Below are 24,868 nucleotides of genomic sequence, written 5' to 3'. Positions count from 1 at the left end.
TCACGGCTGGCAGGTCTGAGGAGCCAGCACTCTATCACCGGGTCTCGGCGCCAACGCGCCGGGGCACGGGGGAATGAATGTTCCTTGGGCGATAACCGGACAGGCTGCCGGGCGGCGTCCGGCCCGGCATGGGCGTGCGCGCCACAGGTCCGCCAGCGACTGCCCCAGCGCTGGGCTTGCCCGTATAATCAAGGGTTCGAAAAATCCAACCTGACCCACTGCGCCCTGCCCCGATGCGGGAAGCGCCCGATACAACATGAAAGTCTCCGACATTCGCAGCAAGTTCCTGCAGTTCTACGAGTCGAAGGGCCATACCGTGGTCCGCTCGTCCAGCCTGGTGCCGGCGAACGACCCGACGCTGCTGTTCACCAATTCGGGCATGGTGCAGTTCAAGGACGTGTTCCTGGGCACCGACAAGCGGCCGTACTCGCGCGCCACGTCGTCGCAACGCTCGGTGCGCGCCGGTGGCAAGCACAACGACCTCGAAAATGTGGGCTACACCGCACGGCACCACACGTTCTTCGAGATGCTGGGCAATTTCTCGTTTGGCGACTACTTCAAGCGCGAAGCCATCCAGTACGCCTGGGAGTTGCTGACGAAGGTCTACCAGCTGCCGCAGGAAAAGCTCTGGGTGACCGTCTACGCCGAGGACGACGAAGCCTACGACATCTGGGCCAAGGAAGTGGGCGTGCCGGCCGAACGCATCGTACGAATCGGTGACAACAAGGGCGCGCGCTACGCCTCGGACAACTTCTGGCAGATGGCCGATACCGGCCCGTGCGGCCCGTGCTCGGAAATCTTCTACGACCACGGTCCGGATGTCTGGGGCGGCCCCCCGGGATCGCCCGAGGAAGATGGCGACCGCTACATCGAGATCTGGAATCTCGTGTTCATGCAGTTCAACCGCGACGAGCAGGGCAACATGACACGCCTGCCCAAGCCGTGCGTGGACACCGGCATGGGCCTGGAGCGGATTGCCGCCGTGCTGCAGCACGTACACAGCAACTACGAGATCGACCTGTTCCAGGCACTGATCTCGGCGGCTGGTCGCGAAACGCATATCGCGGATCTGCACCAGAATTCGCTGAAGGTCATTGCCGACCACATCCGCGCCTGCTCGTTCCTGATCGTCGACGGCGTGATCCCGGGCAACGAAGGTCGTGGCTATGTACTGCGCCGTATCGTGCGCCGTGCCATTCGCCATGGTTACAAGCTGGGCCAGAAGACGCCTTTCTTCCACAAGCTCGTGGCCGACCTGGTGGCGCAGATGGGTGAAGCCTATCCGGAACTGGCCGAAGCCGAGACGCGCGTCCGTGACGTGCTCAAGGCCGAGGAAGAGCGCTTCTTCGAGACCATCGAAAACGGCATGTCGATCCTGGACGCGGCCGTGGCCGAGCTGAAGTCCAAGGGCGGCAAGGTGCTGGATGGTGAACTGGCGTTCAAGCTGCACGACACGTTCGGCTTCCCGCTCGATCTGACGCAGGATGTGGCGCGCGAACAGGAAATCACGGTGGACGAGGCCGCGTTCGACGCGGCGATGACGCGCCAGCGCGAGCAGGCCCGCGCCGCCGGCAAGTTCAAGATGGCTGCCGGCCTCGAATACGCGGGCGACAAGACCGTGTTCCATGGCTATGACGCACTGAGCAAGGAAGGCGCGCGCGTGACCGCCTTGTACGTCGATGGCGCTTCGGTGCCGACGATGCAACCGGGTCAGACCGGCGTGGTCGTGCTCGACAACACGCCGTTCTACGCCGAATCTGGCGGTCAGGTGGGCGATCAGGGTACGCTTGTGTCCGGTGCTGCCGTCTTCAACGTGGCTGATACCACCAAGGTCCAGGCCGACGTGTTCGGTCATCAGGGCACGCTGGCCAACGGCGTACTCAACGTGGGCGACACCGTCGCTGCCCAGGTGGATGCCGTACGCCGCGCGCGCACCGTGCGCAACCATTCGGCAACCCACCTGATGCACAAGGCCTTGCGCGAAGTGCTGGGCACCCACGTGCAGCAGAAGGGTTCGCTGGTCGATCCGGACAAGACCCGCTTCGACTTCTCGCACAATGCGCCGCTGACCGATGACCAGATCCGCCAGATCGAGGAAATCGTCAACGCCGAGATCCTGCGCAACGAAGCTACTGTGGCCGCTGTGATGCCGTTCGATGATGCCGTGAAGAGTGGCGCCATGGCCCTGTTCGGCGAGAAGTACGCCGACGATGTGCGCGTGCTGTCGATCGGTACGTCGAAGGAACTCTGCGGCGGCACGCACGTGACCCGCACTGGCGATATCGGCCTGTTCAAGATCGTCGTGGAAGCAGGCGTTGCTGCCGGCATCCGTCGCGTGGAAGCCATCACGGGCGACAACGCGCTGCACTATCTGCAGTCGCTCGATGCCCGCCTGAACGAAGCCGCCGCCGCGCTGCGCGCACAACCTTCCGAACTCGTGCCGCGTATCGGTCAGGTCCAGGATCAGGTCCGTTCGCTCGAGAAGGAACTCGAAAAGCTCAAGAGCAAGCTGGCCTCGTCGCAAGGCGATGAACTGATGGCGCAGGCTGTGGACGTCAAGGGCCTCAAGGTACTGGCCGCCCAACTCGACGGCGCCGATGTGAAGACCCTGCGCGAGACGATGGACAAGCTCAAGGACAAGCTCCAGAGCGCTGCCATCGTGCTGGCCGCCGTCGCCGACGGCAAGGTCAGCCTGATCGCCGGCGTGACAGCCGATGCCACGACGAAGGTCAAGGCCGGCGAACTCGTCAACTTCGTCGCCCAGCAAGTGGGCGGCAAGGGCGGTGGTCGTCCGGACATGGCGCAGGCAGGCGGTACCGATCCTTCGGGCCTGCCACAGGCACTGGCCGGTGTGACGGAGTGGGTGTCGGCGAAGGTTTGATCGATCGTTGTACTGCGCTGGAAAAGACGCCTGCATGGTTCGCCATGTGGGCGTTTTTTCTTTTGCGCGCAGCGAGCCGCTAGCGCGTGTAGTGAAGGTAAGCCATCCACACGTTGACTCCCAACGCGTAGACGCCCATGGCGTAGAGGATGGGCGTTATGACCTTGTATTGCAGATCGGATTCGGTCATGAGCCGGTAGAAGAACCTTCGCATGATGGCTTTCCTTTGCTTGAGTAGAAATAAACTGTTGGGCCGCATTCTTCGATCGAATCGGTTAATGCACGACAGGCTGAAATAGCCAGATATAGCCGCCCAGATGCATGGCTGCGGTGATCGCAGTCAAAGTGACAGATACACGCAGGATCCTGTTCGGGCCGTGCGCACACGTATCTGAACGCAGACTGGCCTCCATAGTCCCGATGAGAACAAGCACAGAGGCAAGCACGATCAACGCGACATGGCCGCAGAGCAACACCCACATGAGCGCTGGATTGGCCGACGATTTGTTCAACTGCTGCCCAATGACGTAGCCCGCGCTGGCATTCATCGGAATCGCCGTCCACAGCAACTGCCCGTGCTCCATGGCACGGAGCACGGCGCCGCGCGCATGCTCCCTGAAGAATGTCGGTAGTCTCAATAGTGGCAGCAACGCCAGCGGCGCCAGCAGCGGGATCGCGATGTTGAACACGAACCAGCCGAACTGTTCCAGTCCTCTCATGGTGTCCGTCGGGCAAGAGCCAAAGAATGGCCCTCATCCTAGGCACCGCATCGGCCACTCACAATAGGGCGGATGTGAACTTTTGTGACATCGGCGCCGAGGCTTGCGTGGTGTCAATCATGTCGGAATACGACTTTTCTCAAAGGTCGCAGAGGGCCGGAAAATTCTTTCATGCTGCGGCCGAAATCGGCGCCAGATCGGAAGCAGCATCCGCATTCGTCAGCATGTCCGCCAGTGCCAGCAGCGCGGCGCTGCCCATCGACGGATACCAGGCCAAGACAGTGGTCACGCGTCCGGCATCGCCCAGCGGATGGATGCTGATCTGCGGCAGGTTGCGATAGAGCGTCAGTACGGAGCCCGGCATGATTGCCACGCCGATACCTGCCGCGGCGCACGTCACGATGGCGTGATAGGAACCGAGCTGGATCACGCGGTGCGGTGCATGGCCGCACTGTCCGTACCATTGCTCGAAGCGCGAGCGGTAATTGCAGCCGGTCTCGAAAGCGAGCAGCGTGGTACGTTCGAGATCGTCGGGACTGGTGATGGGCGCGTGGCCGGCGCTGGCGATAATCACGAGTTCTTCCTCGAAGCCGGCGCGGGTCACAAGGCCTGGATCGTCCACGGGTTCGGCCACGAACGCGCAGTCCACATCGAAGCGTCGCAAGGCGTCGAGGGCCTGCCGGGTGGGAAGTGTCACGAGTTCGAGTTCGACATCGGGCCACGCGTGGTGGTAGGCGGCCAGTATGTTGGGCAGCCGGCTTGCGGCGGTGCTCTCCATCGACGCAATCCGCAACCGGCCGTGCGGACGCGCGGGCTGCACCGCGTGGCGAGCCTCGTCAGAAAGTTTCAGGATGCGGCAGGCGTATTCGAACAGCGTCTTGCCGGCCGGCGTGAGCACCATTCGGCGTCCGTCGCGCACGAACAGTTCCACGCCCAGCGATTGCTCCAGTTGGCGAATGCGCGTGGTGACGTTCGACTGCACGCGGTGCAGACGTTCGGCGGCGCGCGTGATGCCGCCCGCTTCAACGACGGCACGAAAGATTTCCAGGGCAGCGAGGTCCATACGTGCATCCTTTCCAAATACAGATGGTTTCCATCTCGGAAATTCATTTTTCGTGATGGATGTTTGGGCATAGGATAGTCAACAACGTCAAACCGTGCCAGTCGCCCCCAACAACCATGTCTATCGCCAATCTCGAGGTTTCCGCCGGGCGCAGCACCCGACCCACCGCCAGTCCATGGGCAGTGGCGATGGCTGGCTTTGTGTCGCTGGCGCTGGCCATGGGAATTGGCCGATTCGCATTCACGCCGCTGTTGCCGATGATGCTGCACGATGGCACCGTGACACTGGGGGAGGGTGGCGCACTCGCCACACTGAACTACATCGGTTATCTGCTGGGTGCCGTGCTGTGCCTGGTGATCCGCCCCGACCCAGCGCGCATGGTCAAGATTTCGCTGGCGCTGACGGTCATCCTGACGCTGGCGATGGCCTTGCCCGGCGGCATGCCGGCATGGCTTGCCTGGCGCACGCTGTCGGGCATCGCCAGTGCCGTGGTCATGGTCTACGCCACTGCATGGTGCATGCAGCGGCTGGCGGAACTGGGGCATCCGACGCTTGGCGGGCTGATGTTCGCCGGCCCAGGTATCGGCATCGTCGTGACGGGCGTGTCGGTCTTTGGCATGGTCGGTGCGAACTGGCTGGCCAACTGGGGTTGGATCACCTTCACGATTCTCGGAGCGCTGATGCTGGCACCCGTGTGGCGCGTATTTGGCACGCCGTCTCCACTAGCGTCACCGACAGGAGGGGCGGCACATGCTGCTTCCTCCGCCCCGATTGCGCCACGCCTCAACCTCGAAACCTGGGCGCTGACGCTGGCCTACGGGCTGGCGGGTTTCGGCTACATCATCACGGCAACTTTCCTGCCCGTGATCGCGCGCCACGAGATGCCCGGCAGCGTATGGGCCGATCTGTTCTGGCCGATCCTCGGTGCCGGCGTGGCGGTGGGTGCGTGGGCCGTGACGCGCTTCGGCATGCACCACGACAACCGTCGCATGATGATGTACCTGTATGCGATGCAGGCGCTGGGCGTGGCGATTGCGGCCGTGTGGCCCACGGTGACCGGCTTCGCCCTGAGCAGTTTGCTGGTGGGTCTGCCGTTCACGGCACTGGTGTCATTTGCCATGCGCGAGGCACGGCGGCTGTGGGGCGCCAGCGCGTCGAAGCTGATCGGGCTGATGACGGCCGCCTATGCCATCGGCCAGATTGCGGGGCCGCCGCTGGCAACATCGCTGGTGGCGCGCACGGGTGGCTTTGGTGCATCGCTCGGCGTGGCCTCGGCCGCGCTGCTGCTGGGCGCCGCTATCTACTTGTGGATGTGGCGCACGATGCCGGTGGACGGACGGGCAGCCGGCTGACGAGTACGCTACAGTATTGGCTTCGTCGCCCACTCGAACCGGTCGCCCCCGCGCCGGCGCTGCAGGGCGGCGCGAAAGCCAATCTCCATGTCTTTTGCCTTGCAGCCCGGGCGTGCCGCCGGCCCGGCCTGGCCGATCGGTGCCGAGGAAGCGCGCGTGCGCGTGGACCTGGCCGCCGCTTATCGGCTGGCCGCACTGGAACGCTGGGATGATTTGATCTACACGCACATCTCGGCCACCGTGCCTGGCGAGCCCGGTCACTTCCTGATCAATCCCTTCGGCTTTGCCTTCGACGAAATCCGCGCATCGGACCTCGTCAAAATTAATGGGCAGGGCGAAGTGGTGGGCGAGACGGTCCATCCAGTCAATGTCACGGGCTTCGCACTCCATGGCGCCGTGCACGCGGCGCGTGCCGACGCGCATTGCGTCATGCACCTCCACAACACCGCAGGCATCGCCGTATCCGCCCAGGCTGAAGGCTTGCTGCCGCTTTCGCAACATGCCATGCGCTTTCATGGCCGCATGGCCTATCACGATTACGAAGGGCTGGCGTTTACACCCGCCGAAGGGGCGCGGCTGACGGCTTCGCTCGGCGATCATCCGGCGATGCTGCTGCGCAACCATGGCACGCTGACCTTGGGCCGCACCGTGGCCGAGGCTTACGTGTTGATGGCCACGCTGATCAAGGCATGCGAGATCCAGCTGGGTGCGCAGCTTGGCAGCGCCACGGTGCAGCCGTTGCCTGCCGTGGCGGATCGGACCTCGCTCCAGCTATTCGACGATGGTGCGGTGGAGGGCGTGCTCGAGTGGCCCGCGCTGCTGCGCAAACTCGATAGAATCGATCCCTCGTACAAAGACTGACAACACCTAGAAGGAGTCAAGGAATGCCCACGTTTCACGTAGAAATGTTCGAAGGCCGCTCGGTGGAGCAGAAGCGCAAGTTTGTTGAGGAAGTCACGCGCGTCACGTGCGAGACGCTTGGTTGCTCGGCGGGTGCGGTCGATATCATCATCACCGACGTCAAGCGCGAGAACTGGGCCACCGGTGGCGAGCTCTGGGCCGACAAGCAGTAATCCATTCAGCAAGGTTTGACCGATGACCTCCGCAGTTTCCCCCGCCCAGCAGTTCGCCTCCGATAACTACGCCGGCTTTTGTCCGGAGTCGCTGAAGTATTTTCTCGAAGCCAATGCCACCGGCCACGAGAAAGCCTACGGCGACGATAGCTGGACCCAGAAAGTTTGCGACCGGATTCGCGACCTGTTCCAGACCGACTGCGAGGTCTTCTTCGTTTTCAATGGCACCGCGGCCAATTCGCTGGCGCTGTCTTCGCTGTGCCAGTCCTATCACTCGGTGATCTGCCACGAACTGGCACATATCGAGACCGATGAATGCGGCGCGCCGCAGTTTTTTTCGAACGGCTCGAAGCTGCTGACTGCCCCCGGCGAGAACGGCAAGCTGACGCCCGATGCGGTGGAGGCGCTGGTCACACGCCGCACGGATATCCACTATCCCAAACCGCGCGTGGTGTCGCTGACACAGGCCACGGAAGTGGGCACGGTCTACACCGTGGAAGAAGTGCGTGCCATCGCGGCTATCGCCAAGCGGCGCCAGTTGCGCGTGCATATGGACGGTGCACGTTTTGCCAATGCCGTGGCATCGCTGGGCGTGCATCCATCGGAAATCACGTGGCGTGCCGGCGTGGATGTGCTGTGTTTCGGCGGCACCAAGAACGGCCTGCCGGTAGGCGAGGCGGTGGTCTTCTTCGATCGCCGACTGGCGGAGGACTTCGCCTATCGCGTGAAGCAGGCCGGTCATCTGGCGTCGAAGATGCGCTTTATCTCGGCGCCCTGGCTGGGCATGCTGGAGAACGATGTCTGGCTGCGCAACGGTCGCCATGCCAATGCGATGGCGACGCTGCTCGCGCAACGCATCGCGGATATCCCGGGCGTGCGCATCATGTTCCCGACCGATGCCAACGCGGTGTTTGCCGAACTGCCGCTGCCGGCCATCGAGGCGCTGCGCGCCAAGGGCTGGTTGTTCTACACGTTCATTGGCGCGGGCGGATGCCGCATGATGTGCGCGTGGGATCTGCAGCCGGAAACCGTGGAGGCATTCGCTGCGGACATCCGCGCTGCATGCGGCCGCTGAACCGAATATCAAGCAAGAACGGGCAGCATCACAATAACGAGACAGTCCCTGGAGCCCCCTGATGGAACCCTATCGATTCTGTCCGCGCTGCGGATCGACGCTGGAACACTTGCCGATGTCGGGCCGCTATCGCCATGCCTGCGTGCAGGATGGTTGCGGCTTCGTGCATTGGGACAACCCGCTGCCGGTGCTGGCGGCCGTGGTCGAATACGAGGGCCAGTTGCTGCTGGCGCGCAATGCGCTGTGGCCGGAGAAAATGTTCGCGCTGGTCACAGGCTTCATGGAACGCGACGAGACCCCGGAACATGGCGTCGCGCGCGAGCTCAAGGAAGAGACGAATCTCGATACGGTGTCGGCCTCGCTAATCGGCGTCTATGAGTTCATGCGCAAGAACGAACTGATCATCGCCTATCACGTGAAGGCGGAGGGAGACATCCGGCTGTCCGAGGAACTGGCCGAGTATCGGCTGGTGGCGCCCGAGAAGATGAAGATCTGGAACGCCGGCACCGGCTTTGCAGTGGCTGATTTCCTTGAGCGCCGCGGCTTGCCCGTGCGTTTCTTCGATCGGGCCACCGGCGAGGATATCCCCGACCCGCGCCGGCCGACGGACTTCAGCATGGTCGCCGCTTCGCTACAATACGGCATCCATCAGAAATAGAAGGTGAGAGGAATGGACTTCCAGAAAGAAGTGGACGCACGCGGCCTGAACTGCCCGCTGCCGATCCTGCGGACCAAGAAGGCGCTGGCAGACATGGCTAGCGGTGAAGTGCTCAAGGTGCTGGCCACCGACCCGGGTGCCACACGCGATTTCCAGGCGTTCGCCAAGCAGACCGGCAATGAACTCGTGTCGCACGCCGAAGTCGACAAGGTGTTCGTGTTCTACATGAAGCGCCGCTGAGTCTTTGCGGGATTTGGATGTAAAAAAACCGCCTCGTGAAGAGGCGGTTTTTTATTGGCTTGGGTTTCGCACCAACCAGCGATCAACCCCGTTGCGCGAGGTAAGCGCTGAACTCGTCGCGGACTTCCGGATGCTTGAGTGCGAACTCGACGGTCGCCTTCAGGTAGCCAAGCTTGCTGCCGCAGTCGTAGCGCACACCCTTGTAGCGGTACGCCAGCACCTGCTCCTGTCCGAGCATCGCCTGGATGGCATCCGTCAGTTGGAACTCGCCACCCGCACCCGGCTTCAGGTCGCGGATATGGTCGAAGATGCGCGGTGTCAGGATGTAGCGGCCCACCACGCCCAGGTTGGATGGGGCGTCTTCGGGTGCCGGCTTTTCGATGATGCCGGACATCTTGATGACGCGTTCGTCCCACTCGCGGCCATCGACCACACCGTACGACTTGCTCTGCTCGGGCGCGATTTCCTCGACGCCTAGCACGGAGCAGTTGTAGTGGTTGTACACATCCACCATCTGCTTCATCACCGGCTCGTCGCCCAGGCCGTCCAGCAGGTCATCGGCCAGCATCACGGCGAACGGGGCGTCGCCTACCAGTCGTGCGGCGCAGAGCACGGCATGGCCCAGGCCCAGTGCTTCGGGCTGGCGCACGTAGAAACACTCCACGTTCTTGGGTTTGATCGAGCGCACCACGTCGAGCAGTGCCTGCTTGTTCTTGGCTTCGAGCTCCATTTCCAGCTCGTAGGCCTTGTCGAAGTGATCCTCGATGGCGCGCTTGGAGCGGCCGGTGACGAAGATCATCTCGTTGATGCCGGCAGCCATGGCTTCTTCCACGGCGTACTGGATCAGCGGCTTGTCTACCACCGGCAGCATTTCCTTGGGGCTCGCCTTGGTGGCGGGCAGAAAACGGGTGCCTAGCCCGGCTACGGGAAAGACGGCCTTGGTGACGCGGTTTTCCATTTCAGCTTCCTTTTCAATCCGGTGTAATACCGTGCCGCAGGATGGGGTCGCCGTCTGTCCGGTTCCGTCCGACTCGGGAGCCGGACGGGTGCGATGAGCACGTCAGGACGGCAGACGCTGTAGTTGATCCTGCAGCTTTGCCAGCGTCTGTTCGAAATCCGACATACGCTGGGTCTCCTGCGCGACGACTGCAGGCGGCGCCTTGGCGACAAAGCTCTCGTTGGACAGTTTGCCACGGCACTTTCCGATCTCGCCCGTGATCCGGTCAATCTCCTTGGACAGGCGCACGCGCTCGGCCGCCACGTCGATCTCGATCTTGAGCATCAGATGGTTGCCACCGACGATGGCCACCGGCGCTCCGGCCCCTTCCTGCAGCAAGGTGGTCTCGTCTTCGAACACCTTGACCTCGGAAAGTTTCGCCAGCGCTTGCACTTGCGCCGCGGCTTCGTTCAGGAAGGCGCTGTCGCCATGTGCGTAGAGCGGGATACGCTGGGCCGGCGAAATGTTCATCTCGCCGCGCAGGTTGCGGCAGGCGTCCACCAGGGCCTTGAGCTGCGCCACCCAGGCTTCGGCGGCTTCGTCGATCTTGGCCATGGCCGGCAGCGGGTAGGACTGCGTGGCGATGGTCTCGCTGCCGTCACCCTTGGCGCGGCCGGCCAGCGGCGCCACCTTCTGCCAGAGTTCCTCGGTGATGAATGGAATGATCGGGTGCGCCAGGCGCAGCACCGTCTCCAGCACGCGCAGCAGCGTGCGGCGCGTGGCGCGCTGTTGCGCCGGCGTGCCGGTCTGGATCTGCACCTTGGCCAGTTCCAGGTACCAGTCGCAGTACTCGTCCCAGACAAACTTGTAGATCGCGCTGGCGATATTGTCGAAGCGGTATTCGTCGAAGCCCTTCGCAACCTCGGTTTCCACGCGCTGCAGCAGCGACACGATCCAGCGGTCTGCCTGTGAGAAGTGCAGGTAGCCGTCCGGGCCGCAGTTGTCGTTGCACGGGCCCATGCCGCAGTCCTGGCCCTCGGTGTTCATCAACACGAAACGCGTGGCGTTCCAGAGCTTGTTGCAGAAGTTGCGGTAGCCCTCGCAGCGGCCGGTATCAAAATTGATGTTGCGGCCCAGCGTGGCGAGCGATGCAAAGGTGAAGCGCAGCGCGTCGGCGCCGAACGACGGAATGCCGTCCGGAAATTCCTTCTTCGTCTTCGATTCGATCTTCGGCGCGTCCTTGGGACGGCGCAGACCCGTGGTGCGCTTCTTCAGCAGCGGTTCCAGTTCGATACCGTCGATCAGGTCCACGGGATCGAGCGTATTGCCCTCGGACTTGCTCATCTTCTTGCCTTCGGAGTCGCGCACCAGACCGTGCACATACACGGTATGGAACGGCACCTGGCCGGTGAAGTGCTTGGTCATCATGACCATGCGCGCCACCCAGAAGAAGATGATGTCGTAGCCGGTGACCAGCACCGACGACGGCAGGAAGTGCTTCAGTTCAGGCGTCTGCTCGGGCCAGCCCAGCGACGAGAACGGCACCAGTGCGGACGAGAACCACGTGTCCAGCACGTCTTCCTCGCGGCGCAGCGGGCCGGTGCTGCCAGCGGCGTCAGCCTTGGCGCGGGCCTCTTCCTCGGTGCGGGCGACGAACACCTTGCCGGCTTCGTCGTACCAGGCCGGGATCTGGTGGCCCCACCACAGCTGGCGGCTGATACACCAGTCCTGGATATTGGCCAGCCACTGGTTGTAGGTGCTGTTCCAGTTTTCGGGAACGAGCTTGATCTCGCCGCTCTGCACGGCGTCGAGCGCCACGTCGGCGATCGAGCGGCCCGGATAGAACGTGCCTTCCGGCGCCGGCTTGCTCATGGCCACGAACCATTGATCGGTCAGCATCGGCTCGATCACGCTGCTGGTGCGCTCGCTGCGCGGCACCATGAGCTTGTGCGGCTTCACCTCGCCCAGCAGGGCCTGCGTCTTCAGGTCCTCGACCATCTGCTTGCGCGCTGCAAACCGGTCCATGCCAGCATAGGCGGCAGGCGCATCGGCCACGATCTTCGCGTCGAGCGTCAGAATCGACAGTTGCGGCAGGTTGTGGCGCTGGCCCACGGCATAGTCGTTGAAGTCGTGGCCCGGGGTCACCTTGACCACGCCCGTGCCGAACTCGCGATCGACGTACTCGTCAGCAATCACCGGAATCTGGCGATCGGTCAGCGGCAGGTTCACCATCTTGCCGATCAGGTGCGCATAGCGCTCGTCTTCCGGATGCACCATCACGGCGGTGTCACCCAGCATCGTTTCCGGACGCGTGGTGGCCACGGTCAGGTGGGTCAGGCCGCGTACGGTATCGGCCTCGGCCAGCGGATAGTGGATGTGCCACAGCGAGCCGTCTTCCTCGACGCTGTCGACTTCCAGGTCCGACACCGCGGTCCCCAGCACCGGGTCCCAGTTCACCAGGCGCTTGCCGCGGTAGATCAGACCCTGCTCATGCAGGCGGACGAAGACCTCCGTCACGGCCTTCGACATCTCGGGCGACATCGTGAAGTACTCGCGCGTCCAGTCGATCGAGGCGCCCATGCGGCGCACCTGGCGCGTGATCGTCGAACCCGACTCTTCCTTCCACTCCCAGACCTTCTCGGTGAACTTCTCGCGGCCGAGGTCGTGGCGCGATACGCCCTGCGCCTCGAGCTGGCGCTCCACCACGATCTGGGTGGCGATGCCGGCGTGGTCCGTGCCCGGTACCCACAGCGTATTGGCGCCGAGCATGCGTGCGTGGCGGGTCAGGCCGTCCATGATCGTCTGGTTGAACGCATGGCCCATGTGCAGCGTGCCGGTCACATTGGGCGGCGGCAGCTGGATGGAAAAGTCCGGGCGGGCTGGGTCGAACGTAGGCTGGGCGATACCCCGGCGCTCCCATTCTGGGCCCCATTTCGCCTCGATGGCGGCGGGTTCGAAGCTCTTGGCGAGGGACTGGTCTTCTGCGGTCATGCTTGGATGCTGGTGGGATGCGGGTCAGGGCCCTGGCCGGCAGGCGGATTGGCGCGCCATGGCACTCGGCCGGGAAAACGTCAAATTATAGGGGAGGCGGGGTGCCGGTGCGCATTTCGGGCGCCTCGGCGTGCGTCCGGCGCCCCGTCCGATGGAAACCATCCCGGTAAGGGAGGGTTGGCCGCCGGTATAATTGCCGCCTACTTTTCCGGCCCTGTCCCGATGTCCAGCCTGCTAGCCAATCTCAACGCCGAACAACTCGCCGCCGTCACCCTGCCGGACGAACCGGCCCTGATCCTGGCGGGCGCGGGCAGTGGAAAGACCCGCGTGCTGACCACGCGGATTGCCTGGCTGATCCAGAACGGCCGGGTCTCGCCGGCCGGCATCCTGGCGGTGACCTTTACCAACAAGGCCGCCAAGGAAATGCAGACGCGGTTGTCGTCGATGCTGCCGATCAATACGCGCGGCATGTGGATCGGCACCTTTCACGGGCTGTGCAACCGCATGCTGCGCGCGCATTTCCGCGATGCCGGACTGCCGCAGACCTTCTCGATCCTCGATACCCAGGACCAGCTCTCGGCGCTCAAGCGCCTGCTCAAGCAGCTCAACGTCGATGACGAGAAGTACCCGGCCAAGAGCCTGCAGTACTTCATCAACAACGCCAAGGAGCAGGGCCTGCGTCCGGCCGATGTCGAAGCCAACGACGATTTCAATCGCCGGTTCGTGGATCTCTACGCGGCCTATGACCAGCAGTGCCAGCGGGAAGGGGTGGTGGATTTCGCCGAGTTGCTGCTGCGCTGCTATGAACTGCTGCGCTACAACGACGCCATCCGCCAGCACTACCAGTACCGGTTCCGGCATGTCCTCGTCGACGAGTTCCAGGATACGAACGTACTGCAGTACCGCTGGCTCAAGCTGCTGGCCGGCTATGGCACAGGCAACGGGGCGGCGGTGTTCGCGGTGGGCGACGATGACCAGAGCATCTACGCCTTCCGCGGTGCCAACGTGGGCAACATGCGCGATTTCGAGCAGGAATTCCGCGTGCGCCACATGATCAAGCTGGAGCAGAACTATCGCTCGCATGGTCACATTCTCGATACCGCCAACCACCTGATCTCGCACAACGCGCGCCGGTTGGGCAAGAACCTGCGTACCGATGCCGGGCACGGCGAGCCGGTGCGCGTGTATCAGGCTGGCACCGATGGCCAGGAGGCGTCGTGGATCGTCGAGGAGATTCGTGACCAGATCGCGCAGGGCATGACACGCTCCGAGATCGCCATCCTTTACCGCAGCAACGCGCAGTCGCGCGTGATCGAGCATGCGCTGTTCTCGTCGGGTATCGCGTACCGCGTGTACGGCGGCCTGCGCTTCTTCGAGCGGGCCGAGGTCAAGCATGCGCTGGCCTACCTGCAACTGATCGAGAACCCGCGCAACGACGCCGCTTTCGCCCGGGTGGTCAACTTCCCGACACGTGGCATCGGCGCCAAGTCCCTGGAAACGCTGCAGGACGCCGCGCGCCAGTACAACCTCTCGCTGGCGGAGGCCGTGGCCTACGTGCCCGGCAAGGCGGGGAGTTCGCTGGGCGCGTTCCTGCGCCTGATCGATCAGATGCGTACGGAAACCACTCGCATGACGTTGCCGGAGACGGTGGAGTACGTCACCAATACCAGCGGCCTGATTGCGCACTACCAGGCCGAGAAAGAGGGCCAGGACCGCATCGAGAACTTGCAGGAACTGGTGACTGCCGCGCAGGCATTCGTCGTGGAAGATGGCTTCGGGCTGGATGCCCCGGCGCGCATGCTGCCCGTGGGGCGCGATATGCCGCCGGCACTGGCGCAGGGCGACCAGGATCAGCAGGTACTCGACCCCGAACAGTTGCCGGTGGTGATGACGCCGCTGGTGGCGTTCCTGACTCACGCGTCGCTGGAAGCCGGCGACAACCAGGCGCAGGCCGGCCAGGATGCGGTGCAGATGATGACGGTCCACGCGGCCAAGGGCCTGGAATTCAACGTGGTATTCATCACCGGGCTGGAAGAGGGGCTGTTCCCGCACGACAACAGCGCACAGGAAGCCGATGGCATCGAGGAAGAGCGCCGCCTGATGTATGTGGCCATCACCCGCGCCCGCGAGCGGCTGTTCCTGTCGTTCGCGCAGAGCCGCGTCCTGCACGGCCAGATGCGCTACCACATGAAATCACGCTTCTTCGAGGAACTGCCTGAGGAATCGCTGAAGTGGATCATTCCGCAAGGCCAGACCGGCTACGGCGTCAGCCGCCAGGAGCGCGACAACGCCTGGGGCCGCGACTGGTTCAAGCGTGCGGAAGATGTGCCGTACACGGGCACGAAGCCCACGGGCGGCATGGATACCGGCAAGAAGAACTACGCCGAGGAAAAACGCGCCGCAGCCACGGGTTTTCGCGTGGGCCAGAACGTCTTTCACACCAAGTTCGGAGAAGGCCGGATCAAGGCACTGGAAGGCGAGGGCGCCGATGCCCGCGCGAATATCGACTTCAAGCGCCACGGCGTCAAATGGCTGGCACTGGCGGTAGCGAAGCTGGATCCGATTGATTGAGCGCTTCGCTCCCTCGCTGTTTTACTCCCCTCTCCCTCTGGGAGAGGGGCAGGGGAGAGGGCGGGAGGTTCTGCTTGCCGACGCATCGCAATTTGCACTGCTGACCCTCTCCCCCGACCCCTCTCCCGCCGTGCGGGAGAGGGGAGCAAGACAAGCGGATATCAAGGCTGCTGCGCCCCGTTCACCACCTCTTCCGGCGGCAGGATATTGAAACAACCCCGGTACGTCGCATAGAACGAGCAGTACAGGATCGCCAGCATCAGCAGCGAATACGGCGTCACGAGGAACGACAGCACTTCCTGCCCGCCGAATGCCGCGAACACGGTCTCCAGCACCAGCGGCACCGCTACCAGCAACACCGCGAACAGCATGGCGTAGGTGAAGAACGCGCCGCGATTGCGCCAGCAGGCGGTCCAGCTGAAGAACAGCGCCTTGACCGGCGGCACCTGGTGCCAGGCCGACAGCAGCGGCGCGAACCAGAACAGCATCGCGATCGGCGTATAGAGCAGGGCGCCGATCATCAGCGCATAGTAGAGCTGCTGTACGGCTTCGGCCGAAGGTTCCTCGCCCTTGAGCACCATGGGCGCCACCGTGCCGATGTCCACCACCGAGGTTGCGATCAGACTCAGCGTGAAAATCAGCACCGCATAGATGCCACCCAGCACAAGCAGATTGCGCATCGCCTGCTTGCCGTTGCTGCGGAAGCCCGACAACAGGATGGTTGGCAGTACGCGCTTGTTCTGGATGACCTCACGGCAAGCCGTCATCACGCCTACGTAAAGCCCTGGCGTGAAAACCAGCAGTGCGATGATGCCGAGCAGCGGCACAAAGATCGCCAGTTGCGCGGCGATCAGGTAGATGAACAGCAGCATCAGGAAGGCGAGCGGGTTCTTGCGGAACAGCCAGACACCCTGGCGGAACCAGACATAGCCTTCCTTGGCGGAAACTTCCAGTAGTTGCATGGCGAATCAGATCCAGGGGAGCGCCGCTGCGTCGTCGAGGCGACGCCGCAGGATGCGTTCGAAATGGGTCGGGTCATGCGGCTGCAGCATGTCGGCCTCGCGCGGCAGGTAGAAATCCCACAGCCTCGATACCCAGAAGCGCAGCGCGCCGGCGCGCAGCATGTCTTGCCAGTGGCGGGCCTCCACAGCTGTCAGCGGCCTCACCGCATGATAGGCACGCAGCATGGCCTCCGCACGCGAGAGGTCGAGCACGCCGGTCGGCAAGTCGATGCACCAGTCGTTGACCGTCACGGCCAGGTCGAACAGCCATTTGTCGTTGCCGGCAAAGTAGAAATCGAAGAAACCGCCGAGCTTCTGCTGGCCCCCGGCAGTATCGAACAGCACGTTGTCGCGGAACAGGTCGCAATGGCACGGGCCGCCCTGCAGCGCGGCATAGTCGGCGCTGCCAAAGAAGGCGGTCTGGTGCGCGATCTCGTCGGTCAGCAGCTTGCGCTGTGCCGTGTCGAGGAATGGCGTGATCTCTGGCGTGGTCTGCTGCCACCAGCCCAGGCTGCGCAGGTTCGGTTGCTGGCGCGGATAGTCCTGCCCGGCCAGGTGCATGCGCGCCAGCATCGCGCCCACTTCGGCGCAATGTTCGGGCTGCGGGGCCAATTGCGAGGTGCCGGGCAACCGTGTCACGATGGTGGCCGGCTTGCCCTTGAGCTCGCGCAGGATCTCGCCATCGCGAGCGGGCATCGGGGCCGGCACGCTGATGTCGTGGCGCGCCAGATGGTCCATCAGATGCAGGTAGTACGGCAACTGGTCGCTGCGCAGCCGTTCGAAGATCGTCAGCACGTACTCGCGCGTGACGCTATCCTGCTCCATGGTCAGAAAGAAATTGCTGTTTTCGATGCCCGAGGCGATGCCGCGCAGCGCGCGCACTTCGCCAAGGTCATAGTCAAGCAGCCAGCGGGCGATCTCGTCCTGCGAGACCGTGGTGAAAACGGCCATACTGTTTAATTGGTGCGAATCGGGGAGCGGCCGGTCGGCACGACAAGGTGCCGGCCAGCCGCCGCGGCATTGCTGCCGGAGGGCCGGCGCGATGGCCGCCCGGGCTGGGCCTTGGCGGCAATCGTGGGTAAGAAAGGCTAAAGGGTATCAGGACATGAGGCCCTGAACCAGAAAACGTCCTTCAGGCTCAGAACTTGAGGTTCACGGAGGGCACGCGATTCACGTCGTGATCCCGGATTCGCGGCGAGCTATCTTCCGGCTTGCTCATCTCGTACTTGGTGCCGAAACCCGATTGCACCTGGATCTCGGTGGCGCGTCCCTTGTCCTTGTATTCGGTCACCTGGGTGCCATCGCGCTCACGCAACTGGAAGCTCGGCTCGCGCGGCTGGTTCAGCTGGCTCTTGGACGCAGGGGCGATCGGCTGGTTGTTGATCTTGTTGAGTTCCTGCTGCGTCAAGGCGTTGCTGGTTTCCGAGTCCTGCGCCAGCACACGCTGGCTGGCGGTCAGGGCAAGCACGGCGGCGGCAAGCGCGAGCACATAGCCGGGGCGGCGGATCGCTGCATGCAGATCGGCCAGCCTGGCACCCGGTTGCGAAGGGGAAGTCATCTGAAGCTCCTGTGCGCGCGGGCAGGGAGGGCCCGCTGCGCGGATGGATCCTGCCGAATCCGGCGGCGCCGGCCCAGTCAGGATGAACAGGTTTCCATTCTAGCAATTCCTGCCATTTTCGGTCTGTTCTCGTGGCCTTCCGTCCACCCACTGTCCGGTCCGTCGCGACACCGGCCAGCGGGTGGTTGCAACGCGTAATGCCTTACAGGTAGAACATTTCTTCCTTGGGCGGAATCGGGTGGTCGCCGCCGCGCTTTTCGTAGTACTCGTACACGGCTTCCAGCACTTCCTGCGGCTCGTCCACGATCTTCATCAGGTCCAGGTCGTGTTCGGCAATCAACCCCATCGGCAGCAGCGTGAAGCGGAACCAGTCCAGCAGGCCCTTCCAGAAGCGGCTGCCGTACATGACCACTGGCACGGCACGGGACTTGCCGGTCTGCACCAGCGTCAGCACTTCGGCCAGTTCATCAAGCGTGCCGAACCCGCCGGGCATCACGATGAACGCATCCGAATTCTTCACAAAAGTGACCTTGCGCGTGAAGAAGTGGCGGAACCGCATGGCGATGTCCTGGTACGGATTGCCCTGCTGCTCGTGCGGAAGTTCGATGTTCAGACCCACGCTGGCGGACTTGCCGGCGTGTGCGCCCTTGTTGGCGGCTTCCATGATGCCGGGGCCACCACCCGAGATCACGGCGAAGCCAGCGTCCGAGAACAGCCGGGCGATCTCGATGGTCTTCTGGTAGTACGGCGAGTCCTCGCGCAGCCGCGCGCTGCCGTAGATCGAAACGGCCGGCCGGATCTCGGACAGGTACTCGGTCGCCTCGATGAACTCTGCCATAATCGTGAACATTTGCCACGATGCGCGCGCCTTCTTTGCCGTGGCGCGGTCTTCATCCGCCAGCGCACGCAGGCTTGGAATCATCTTGCGCGGATTTGCGCGAGCGGCCGCCGCGCGGGCGGCAGCGTCCTGTTCCTCGGGGGTCTTGCCAGCTGCTGCGGCATCGGCTTTTGCGGCGATGGACGCGGCGTGTGCCGAGGCTTTCTCGGGCGGCGGATTCACCGTGTTACCGGAAATGTCGGAAACGTCCGTGTCGGCGAGGGGGGCGGCGTCTGCGCCGCCTGCGGGGGCACCAGTCAATTTAGAGTCCATGGGAATGTCGGATAGTCGAAAAACACTCTTGCTCGTCGATGGATCGAGCTATCTGTATCGCGCGTATCACGCGCTGCCGGACCTGAGGAATGGCGAAGGTCTGCCCACAGGGGCAATCTACGGCATGATCAACATGTTGCGCAAGCTGCGCAACGATTTCCCCGCACAATATATCGCCTGCGTATTCGACGCCAAGGGCAAGACGTTCCGGGATGATCTATATCCCGCCTACAAGGAACATCGCCCGTCGATGCCCGAGGACCTGGCTCGCCAGATCGAGCCGATCCATGAGGCCGTGCGCGCACTGGGCTGGCCGATTGTGGTGGTCGAGGGCGTGGAAGCCGACGACGTGATCGGCACGCTGGCCTGCCAGGCCACGGCGCAAGGCGTGAATACCGTGGTCTCCACCGGCGACAAGGACCTCGCGCAGCTCGTGAATGGCAACGTCACGCTGGTCAACACGATGAGCGGCGAGATCCTCGATCCGCCCGGCGTGGTCGCCAAGTTCGGCGTGGCCCCCGAGCGTATCGTCGACTATCTGTCGCTGATCGGCGACGCCGTGGACAACGTGCCGGGCGTGCCCAAGGTGGGGCCGAAGACTGCCGTCAAATGGCTGACCGAGTACGGCACGCTCGACAGCATCATGGCCGGTGCCGACGGTATCAAGGGCGTGGTGGGCGAGAACCTGCGCAACGCGCTTGACTGGCTGCCGCGCGCGCGCGAACTGGTGACCGTCAAGACCGATTGCGACCTGAGCGATGCCGTGGCCGATTTCCAGGCGTTGCACGACCTTGGCGAAGACAAGGAAAAGCTTGTCGATTTCTTCCGCAAGTACGGTTTCAAGACATGGTTGCGCGAAGCCACGGGCGAGGCATTGCCGAATGCACGCGCGGCCGGGGCACGCGCCACGCCGCAACCCGCGCAGTCTGCGCAGGGAGGGCTGTTCGATGCCGCGCCGAGCGCAGCCGAGGCACCCGCCGAGGACTTGCCGCCCGATGACATCCGCTACGAGACCGTGACGACCGAGGCCGCGTTGGAAGCGTGGATGCAGAAGCTGATCGATGCGCCACTGGTAGCCATCGACACGGAAACCACGTCGCTCGATCCGATGGTGGCCGAACTGGTTGGCATTTCGGTGTCGGTGGAGCCGGGCGAGGCCGCCTACATTCCGGTGGCTCATCGCGGCCCCGATGTGGCGGGCATGGATAACCACGGCCAGCTGTCGCGCGAGTTCGTGCTGGAGCGGATGCGTGCGTGGCTCGAAGATGATTCGCGTCGGAAGCTGGGACAGCACCTGAAATACGATTCGCACGTCTTCATGAATCACGGCATCACGCTGCGTGGCATTGCCCACGACACGATGCTGGAGAGTTACGTGCTGGCGTCGTACCGCAATCACGGCATGGACAGCCTGGCCGAACGCCTGCTGAACGTGAAGACGATTACGTACGAGGAAGTCTGCGGCAAGGGCGCGAGCCAGATCGGCTTCGACCAGATCGACCTGCAGCGTGCCACCGAGTACGCGGCGGAAGATGCCGACGTGACGCTGCGCCTGCATCGCAAGATGCTGCCGCAACTGGAGCAGGCCGATGGGCTGCGCTACGTCTACGAGAAGATCGAGATCCCGGTGTCGGTGGTACTGCAGAAGATCGAACGCAACGGCGTGCTGATCGATGCGGACCGTTTGGCTGCACAGAGCGCGGACCTGGGCCAGCGCATGATGGAAGCCGAGCGCGCTGCGCATGAAGCTGCGGGGCAGCCGTTCAACCTCGGTTCGCCAAAGCAGATCGGTGAAATCCTGTTCAACCAGATGAAGCTGCCGGTGGTCAAGAAGACCGCCAGCGGCGCACCGTCCACGGACGAAGAGGTGCTGCAGAAACTGGCCGAAGACTATCCCCTGCCCAAGCTGCTGCTGGACTACCGGGGGCTGTCGAAGCTGAAATCGACTTACACCGACAAACTGCCGCGCATGGTCAACACGCGCACGGGCCGCGTGCATACGAGCTATGGGCAGGCCACTGCCGTGACTGGCCGCCTGGCTTCGACCGAGCCAAACCTGCAGAACATTCCGGTGCGCACGGAAGAAGGCCGCCGCATTCGCGAAGCGTTCATTGCCGCGCCGGGCAACGTGATTGTTTCCGCCGACTATTCGCAGATCGAACTGCGCATCATGGCGCATATCTCGGGCGACGAGAATCTGCTGCGCGCGTTTGCCAATGGCGAAGATATCCACCGCGCCACGGCCGGCGAGATCTTCAACGTGGAACGCGAGGCCGTGACAAGCGAGCAGCGCCGCTACGCCAAGGTCATCAACTTTGGCCTGATCTACGGCATGAGCGCGTTCGGGCTGGCCGGCAACCTTGGCATCGAGCGCGAGGCGGCCAAGCACTATATCGATCGCTACTTCATGCGCTATCCGGGCGTAGCGAACTATATGGAAGAGACGCGGCAGAAGGCGCGCGAACAGGGCTATGTGGAGACGGTGTTCGGTCGTCGCCTGTGGTTGCCGGATATCAACGGCGGCAACGGTCCGCGCCGTCAGGCAGCGGAGCGCGCGGCCATCAACGCGCCGATGCAGGGGACCGCAGCAGACCTGATCAAGTTGTCGATGATCGGCGTGCAGGACTGGCTGGAGGCCGACAAGCTGGGCTCGCGTCAGATCATGCAGGTACACGATGAACTGGTGCTCGAAGTGCCCGAGGCAGAGTTTGAACTTGTGAAGGTGAAGCTGCCCGAGCTGATGTGCGGCGTGGCGCAGCTGAATGTGCCGTTGGTGGCTGAAGTGGGCAGCGGCTCGAACTGGGAAGAGGCGCACTAGCAAGTCACCTGTCTTGTCTGTCGCCCCTGCGATGCCGCTGTATGCAAAGAAGTACTTGCTGAAACGACCGGGGACCCCCTTGCCAGTCGTGTTGCTGTGCAGCACACTGGCAGCAACCCAGTCGTAGTCAGCAGAATCTTCGCAGTACAGAATAACGGCCTCGCGGTGCGAGACCACAACAGAAAGACGCCGCAGGGGCCTGCACCGGTTTTCAAATTGAAAACATCGGGTAGACCATGAGCAACGCACAAGGCAAAGAGGAAAGCGCCCCTACTCCTACGGAAACCACACCAATCGCAAGCGGTCCGCAACGCAGCGCGGCGCCGCGTGCATCCAACGCACTCCATCGCATCATCGTTGTCGGTGGCGGTGCCGGCGGGCTCGAACTCGTCACGCGGCTCGGTGACAAGCTCGGCAAGTCGCGTCAGGCGCAGATCACGCTGGTGGATCGCTCGCCCACGCACATCTGGAAGCCGCTGCTGCACGAAGTGGCTGCCGGCAGCATGGATCCCAACACTCACCAACTGGAATACGTGGCGCAGGCACGCTGGCACCACTTCGAATTCCAGCAGGGCGAACTGACGGGCATCGATCGCGAGAGCAAGGTCATCCATGTGGCTGCCTGTATCGACCAGGACGGTGCCGAACTGTTGCCCGCGCGCGCGTTGGCATATGACACGCTCGTGCTGGCCATCGGTTGCGTGACGCACTTCTTCAGCGTGCCCGGTGCGGCCGAGCATGCGATTGCCCTCGATACCGTGGCGCAGGCCGAGCGCTTCCGCCGCAAGCTGATCGCGGCATGCGTGCGCGCCCAGAATGGCAAGGGGCGCATGGGCGAGGACGGCCGTCCGCGTGTCGATGTCGCCATCATCGGCGCGGGGGCAACGGGCGTGGAACTGTCGGCGGAGTTGCGCAACACGGCGCATGTGCTGAACGCGTATGGGCTGCACCAGCTCGACCCGCGCCGCGATGTGCGTATCCACGTCATCGAGGCCGGCCCGCGCATCCTGCCCGCGCTGTCCGAACGCGTGTCGGCAGAAACGACCAAGCTGCTGCGCAAGCTCGAAGTCGATGTGTTCACTGGCGAACGCGTGACCGAAGTCACTTCGGATGCAGTGCTCACGGCCAGTGGCAAGCATATCGATGCCGACCTCACCGTATGGGCGGCCGGCATCACCGCGCCGGGCGTGTTGCGCACCCTGGGTTTGCCAGTCAGCAAGATGGGTCAGATCGTGGTTGGCCCCACGCTGCAGAGCGAGACCGATCCGAACATCTTTGCGTTTGGCGATTGCGCTGCCGCGCCGTGGACCGAGAAGCAGACCACGGTGCCCCCGCGTGCGCAGGCCGCGCATCAACAGGCCACGTTCCTGTACGACGCGATCCGCGCCCGGCTCGCAGGCAAGCCGCTGCCGGAGTTCGGCTTCAAGGACTTTGGTTCGCTGGTGTCGCTGGGACACTTCAGCGCGGTAGGTAGCCTGATGGGCGGCCTGATCGGCGGGTCGATGTTCATCGAGGGGCTGATGGCACGCTTCATGTACACGTCGCTGTATCGCATGCACGTACTGGCGCTGCACGGCGCCATCGGCATGGGGCTCGACACGGTCACGCACTGGCTGCGCAGCAAGACCAGCCCCCGGGTGAAGCTGCACTGAGGTCGATGGGCGAAAGAAGGATGGCCGGTGGCGCGTGCGCTACCGGCCATCTTTGCTTAGAATCGACGGCGCCGCGCTGGCGTCACATGGAGCGGCATCCCGATATCGCCTGATTCCCGGAGCCCGCCCCATGCTGAAGCCAGAAATTGAAAGTCTCGTCCCCGGCCAGCCCTTCGACCGCCGCAGTTTCGTCAAGACCGCGCTAGGCTCGGCTTTTGCCGCAGCCGTGCTGCCGGTGACCGCGCAGACCATCAAGACCGATTTCCAGGGCCTGACGGCCGGCGAGATCACGGTGCCGTCGAACGGCTTCAACATGCCCGTGTACCGCGCCCAGCCGGAGGGCAAGACCAACCTGCCCGTGGTGCTGGTCGTCAGCGAGATCTTCGGCGTGCATGAGCACATCGCCGATGTGTGCCGACGCTTTGCCAAGCTTGGCTACCTGGCCATCGCACCCGAACTATTTGCGCGGCAGGGCGACCCCAGCAGCTATGGCACCATCCAGGAACTGCAGGCCAACATCATCCAGAAGACGCCCGATGCGCAGGTCATGAGCGATCTCGACACCTGCGTGGCCTGGGCGGCTGCGCATGGCGGCGACGTGAACCGCCTGGCCATCACCGGTTTCTGCTGGGGCGGCCGCATCACGTGGCTCTATTCGGCGCACAGCAAGCGCGTAAAGGCCGGCGTGGCGTGGTACGGCCAACTGGTGGGCCAGCCCAACCCGCTGAAGCCGCGCAATCCGGTGGATATCGCTGGCGAACTGAATGCGCCGGTGCTGGGGCTCTACGGCGGCAAGGACACCGGTATCACGCAGGAACACGTGGCGCAGATGAAGGCGGCGCTGGCCGAATCGTCGAATCCGAATCCGAATGCGAAGGCGTCGACGTTCGTGGTCTACCCCGAAGCCGGGCATGCGTTCCATGCCGACTACCGGGCCAGCTATGTGGAAGCGGCGGCCAAGGACGGCTGGCAGCGATGCCTGGCCTGGTTCAAGCAGCACAAGGTTGCCTGATGCCGCATCGACCCGGATGACGGTGAAGTAGCCCCAACGACCGCGCGGGTGATTGCAAAGCAAGGCCGGACGTACGTACAATGCCGACTCTTGCGTTTTTGCAACCATGTTGCGTTA

The 24,868-nt window shown here is 63.5% G+C and carries 20 protein-coding genes; 11 read left to right on the top strand and 9 right to left on the bottom strand.

From position 1 onward, the window contains the following. The first annotated feature begins 256 nt into the window (after positions 1-256). The gene (gene alaS, locus GA566_RS11595) at positions 257-2,881 is read left to right on the top strand and encodes an alanine--tRNA ligase (RefSeq protein ID WP_160472808.1); all 2,625 of its coding nucleotides are present in this window, start codon (positions 257-259) and stop codon (positions 2,879-2,881) included. A gap of 79 nt (positions 2,882-2,960) precedes the next feature. Here alaS and GA566_RS33555 read toward each other — a convergent pair whose 3' ends face one another. The 3 genes from GA566_RS33555 to GA566_RS11585 form a co-directional block, all read right to left on the bottom strand. Beyond that, positions 2,961-3,095: a hypothetical protein gene (locus GA566_RS33555; RefSeq protein WP_255459330.1), complete on the bottom strand. Its 135-nt coding sequence runs from the start codon at positions 3,093-3,095 to the stop codon at positions 2,961-2,963. Between the two features lie 61 nt (positions 3,096-3,156). Continuing rightward, complete coding sequence (locus GA566_RS11590; RefSeq protein ID WP_137925727.1) at positions 3,157-3,600, bottom strand: hypothetical protein; 444 nt, start codon at positions 3,598-3,600, stop codon at positions 3,157-3,159. 169 nt (positions 3,601-3,769) lie between these two features. Continuing rightward, a complete protein-coding gene (locus GA566_RS11585) occupies positions 3,770-4,663 on the bottom strand; it encodes a LysR family transcriptional regulator (RefSeq protein ID WP_160472807.1) in 894 nt (297 codons plus the stop codon). Positions 4,664-4,779: 116 nt separating this feature from the next. Here GA566_RS11585 and GA566_RS11580 point away from each other — a divergent pair, with 116 nt between their 5' ends. The 6 genes from GA566_RS11580 (at position 4,780) to GA566_RS11555 (ending at position 9,061) form a co-directional block, all read left to right on the top strand. Then, a complete protein-coding gene (locus GA566_RS11580) occupies positions 4,780-6,015 on the top strand; it encodes a YbfB/YjiJ family MFS transporter (RefSeq protein ID WP_160472806.1) in 1,236 nt (411 codons plus the stop codon). Positions 6,016-6,102: 87 nt separating this feature from the next. Continuing rightward, positions 6,103-6,876: a class II aldolase/adducin family protein gene (locus tag GA566_RS11575; RefSeq protein ID WP_160472805.1), complete on the top strand. Its 774-nt coding sequence runs from the start codon at positions 6,103-6,105 to the stop codon at positions 6,874-6,876. A gap of 23 nt (positions 6,877-6,899) precedes the next feature. After that, complete coding sequence (locus tag GA566_RS11570; protein ID WP_137925731.1) at positions 6,900-7,088, top strand: 4-oxalocrotonate tautomerase; 189 nt, start codon at positions 6,900-6,902, stop codon at positions 7,086-7,088. 22 nt (positions 7,089-7,110) lie between these two features. Then, the gene (locus tag GA566_RS11565; RefSeq protein ID WP_137925732.1) at positions 7,111-8,163 is read left to right on the top strand and encodes a low specificity L-threonine aldolase; all 1,053 of its coding nucleotides are present in this window, start codon (positions 7,111-7,113) and stop codon (positions 8,161-8,163) included. A gap of 61 nt (positions 8,164-8,224) precedes the next feature. After that, positions 8,225-8,821, top strand: a complete 597-nt coding sequence (locus GA566_RS11560) for an NUDIX domain-containing protein (RefSeq protein ID WP_160472804.1) — start codon at positions 8,225-8,227, stop codon at positions 8,819-8,821. 12 nt (positions 8,822-8,833) lie between these two features. Then, positions 8,834-9,061: a sulfurtransferase TusA family protein gene (locus GA566_RS11555; protein WP_130389494.1), complete on the top strand. Its 228-nt coding sequence runs from the start codon at positions 8,834-8,836 to the stop codon at positions 9,059-9,061. A gap of 82 nt (positions 9,062-9,143) precedes the next feature. Here the strand turns inward: GA566_RS11555 and galU are convergent, their stop codons facing one another. Continuing rightward, a complete protein-coding gene (galU, locus tag GA566_RS11550) occupies positions 9,144-10,019 on the bottom strand; it encodes a UTP--glucose-1-phosphate uridylyltransferase GalU (protein WP_137925734.1) in 876 nt (291 codons plus the stop codon). 102 nt (positions 10,020-10,121) lie between these two features. Beyond that, positions 10,122-12,989: a valine--tRNA ligase gene (locus tag GA566_RS11545; protein WP_160472803.1), complete on the bottom strand. Its 2,868-nt coding sequence runs from the start codon at positions 12,987-12,989 to the stop codon at positions 10,122-10,124. Positions 12,990-13,211: 222 nt separating this feature from the next. On the opposite strand from GA566_RS11545, the gene GA566_RS11540 reads away from it, so the two are divergent. Further along, on the top strand, positions 13,212-15,560 hold the full coding sequence (locus tag GA566_RS11540) for a UvrD-helicase domain-containing protein (protein WP_160472802.1): 2,349 nt from the start codon (positions 13,212-13,214) through the stop codon (positions 15,558-15,560). A 161-nt stretch (positions 15,561-15,721) separates the two neighbouring features. Here the strand turns inward: GA566_RS11540 and GA566_RS11535 are convergent, their stop codons facing one another. The 4 genes from GA566_RS11535 to GA566_RS11520 all read right to left on the bottom strand — a co-directional run bounded on the left by GA566_RS11535 (position 15,722) and on the right by GA566_RS11520 (position 19,269). After that, positions 15,722-16,522 carry a BPSS1780 family membrane protein gene (locus tag GA566_RS11535; protein WP_137925737.1) on the bottom strand — a complete coding sequence of 267 codons (801 nt, stop codon included), beginning with the start codon at positions 16,520-16,522 and terminating at the stop codon, positions 15,722-15,724. 6 nt (positions 16,523-16,528) lie between these two features. Next, complete coding sequence (locus tag GA566_RS11530) at positions 16,529-17,512, bottom strand: homoserine kinase (protein WP_160472801.1); 984 nt, start codon at positions 17,510-17,512, stop codon at positions 16,529-16,531. A gap of 187 nt (positions 17,513-17,699) precedes the next feature. Beyond that, positions 17,700-18,119: a DUF2782 domain-containing protein gene (locus tag GA566_RS11525; protein ID WP_137925739.1), complete on the bottom strand. Its 420-nt coding sequence runs from the start codon at positions 18,117-18,119 to the stop codon at positions 17,700-17,702. A 202-nt stretch (positions 18,120-18,321) separates the two neighbouring features. Then, the gene (locus tag GA566_RS11520; RefSeq protein WP_171020422.1) at positions 18,322-19,269 is read right to left on the bottom strand and encodes a TIGR00730 family Rossman fold protein; all 948 of its coding nucleotides are present in this window, start codon (positions 19,267-19,269) and stop codon (positions 18,322-18,324) included. Between the two features lie 4 nt (positions 19,270-19,273). On the opposite strand from GA566_RS11520, the gene polA reads away from it, so the two are divergent. From polA to GA566_RS11505, 3 genes are all read left to right on the top strand, one after another. Next, on the top strand, positions 19,274-22,087 hold the full coding sequence (gene polA / locus GA566_RS11515) for a DNA polymerase I (protein WP_160472800.1): 2,814 nt from the start codon (positions 19,274-19,276) through the stop codon (positions 22,085-22,087). A 236-nt stretch (positions 22,088-22,323) separates the two neighbouring features. Next, on the top strand, positions 22,324-23,739 hold the full coding sequence (locus tag GA566_RS11510) for an NAD(P)/FAD-dependent oxidoreductase (RefSeq protein WP_160472799.1): 1,416 nt from the start codon (positions 22,324-22,326) through the stop codon (positions 23,737-23,739). 130 nt (positions 23,740-23,869) lie between these two features. Then, positions 23,870-24,751, top strand: a complete 882-nt coding sequence (locus GA566_RS11505) for a dienelactone hydrolase family protein (RefSeq protein ID WP_160472798.1) — start codon at positions 23,870-23,872, stop codon at positions 24,749-24,751. The last annotated feature ends 117 nt before the right edge of the window (positions 24,752-24,868 follow it).

Source organism: Cupriavidus sp. SW-Y-13, from assembly GCF_009793345.1.
In the GTDB taxonomy this organism is placed as follows: Bacteria; Pseudomonadota; Gammaproteobacteria; order Burkholderiales; family Burkholderiaceae; genus Cupriavidus.
The sequence above is the reverse complement of the archived record's forward strand: the minus strand, read 5'-3'. Positions and strand labels throughout refer to the sequence as shown.

What these genes read in the sequence shown, in the direction of transcription:
- alaS (WP_160472808.1), top strand. Translation starts at nt 257, where the DNA reads ATGAAAGTCTCCGACATTCGCAGCAAGTTCCTGCAGTTCTACGAGTCG.
- GA566_RS33555 (WP_255459330.1), bottom strand. Translation starts at nt 3,095, where the DNA reads ATGCGAAGGTTCTTCTACCGGCTCATGACCGAATCCGATCTGCAATAC.
- GA566_RS11590 (WP_137925727.1), bottom strand. Translation starts at nt 3,600, where the DNA reads ATGAGAGGACTGGAACAGTTCGGCTGGTTCGTGTTCAACATCGCGATC.
- GA566_RS11585 (WP_160472807.1), bottom strand. Translation starts at nt 4,663, where the DNA reads ATGGACCTCGCTGCCCTGGAAATCTTTCGTGCCGTCGTTGAAGCGGGC.
- GA566_RS11580 (WP_160472806.1), top strand. Translation starts at nt 4,780, where the DNA reads ATGTCTATCGCCAATCTCGAGGTTTCCGCCGGGCGCAGCACCCGACCC.
- GA566_RS11575 (WP_160472805.1), top strand. Translation starts at nt 6,103, where the DNA reads ATGTCTTTTGCCTTGCAGCCCGGGCGTGCCGCCGGCCCGGCCTGGCCG.
- GA566_RS11570 (WP_137925731.1), top strand. Translation starts at nt 6,900, where the DNA reads ATGCCCACGTTTCACGTAGAAATGTTCGAAGGCCGCTCGGTGGAGCAG.
- GA566_RS11565 (WP_137925732.1), top strand. Translation starts at nt 7,111, where the DNA reads ATGACCTCCGCAGTTTCCCCCGCCCAGCAGTTCGCCTCCGATAACTAC.
- GA566_RS11560 (WP_160472804.1), top strand. Translation starts at nt 8,225, where the DNA reads ATGGAACCCTATCGATTCTGTCCGCGCTGCGGATCGACGCTGGAACAC.
- GA566_RS11555 (WP_130389494.1), top strand. Translation starts at nt 8,834, where the DNA reads ATGGACTTCCAGAAAGAAGTGGACGCACGCGGCCTGAACTGCCCGCTG.
- galU (WP_137925734.1), bottom strand. Translation starts at nt 10,019, where the DNA reads ATGGAAAACCGCGTCACCAAGGCCGTCTTTCCCGTAGCCGGGCTAGGC.
- GA566_RS11545 (WP_160472803.1), bottom strand. Translation starts at nt 12,989, where the DNA reads ATGACCGCAGAAGACCAGTCCCTCGCCAAGAGCTTCGAACCCGCCGCC.
- GA566_RS11540 (WP_160472802.1), top strand. Translation starts at nt 13,212, where the DNA reads ATGTCCAGCCTGCTAGCCAATCTCAACGCCGAACAACTCGCCGCCGTC.
- GA566_RS11535 (WP_137925737.1), bottom strand. Translation starts at nt 16,522, where the DNA reads ATGCAACTACTGGAAGTTTCCGCCAAGGAAGGCTATGTCTGGTTCCGC.
- GA566_RS11530 (WP_160472801.1), bottom strand. Translation starts at nt 17,512, where the DNA reads ATGGCCGTTTTCACCACGGTCTCGCAGGACGAGATCGCCCGCTGGCTG.
- GA566_RS11525 (WP_137925739.1), bottom strand. Translation starts at nt 18,119, where the DNA reads ATGACTTCCCCTTCGCAACCGGGTGCCAGGCTGGCCGATCTGCATGCA.
- GA566_RS11520 (WP_171020422.1), bottom strand. Translation starts at nt 19,269, where the DNA reads ATGGACTCTAAATTGACTGGTGCCCCCGCAGGCGGCGCAGACGCCGCC.
- polA (WP_160472800.1), top strand. Translation starts at nt 19,274, where the DNA reads ATGTCGGATAGTCGAAAAACACTCTTGCTCGTCGATGGATCGAGCTAT.
- GA566_RS11510 (WP_160472799.1), top strand. Translation starts at nt 22,324, where the DNA reads ATGAGCAACGCACAAGGCAAAGAGGAAAGCGCCCCTACTCCTACGGAA.
- GA566_RS11505 (WP_160472798.1), top strand. Translation starts at nt 23,870, where the DNA reads ATGCTGAAGCCAGAAATTGAAAGTCTCGTCCCCGGCCAGCCCTTCGAC.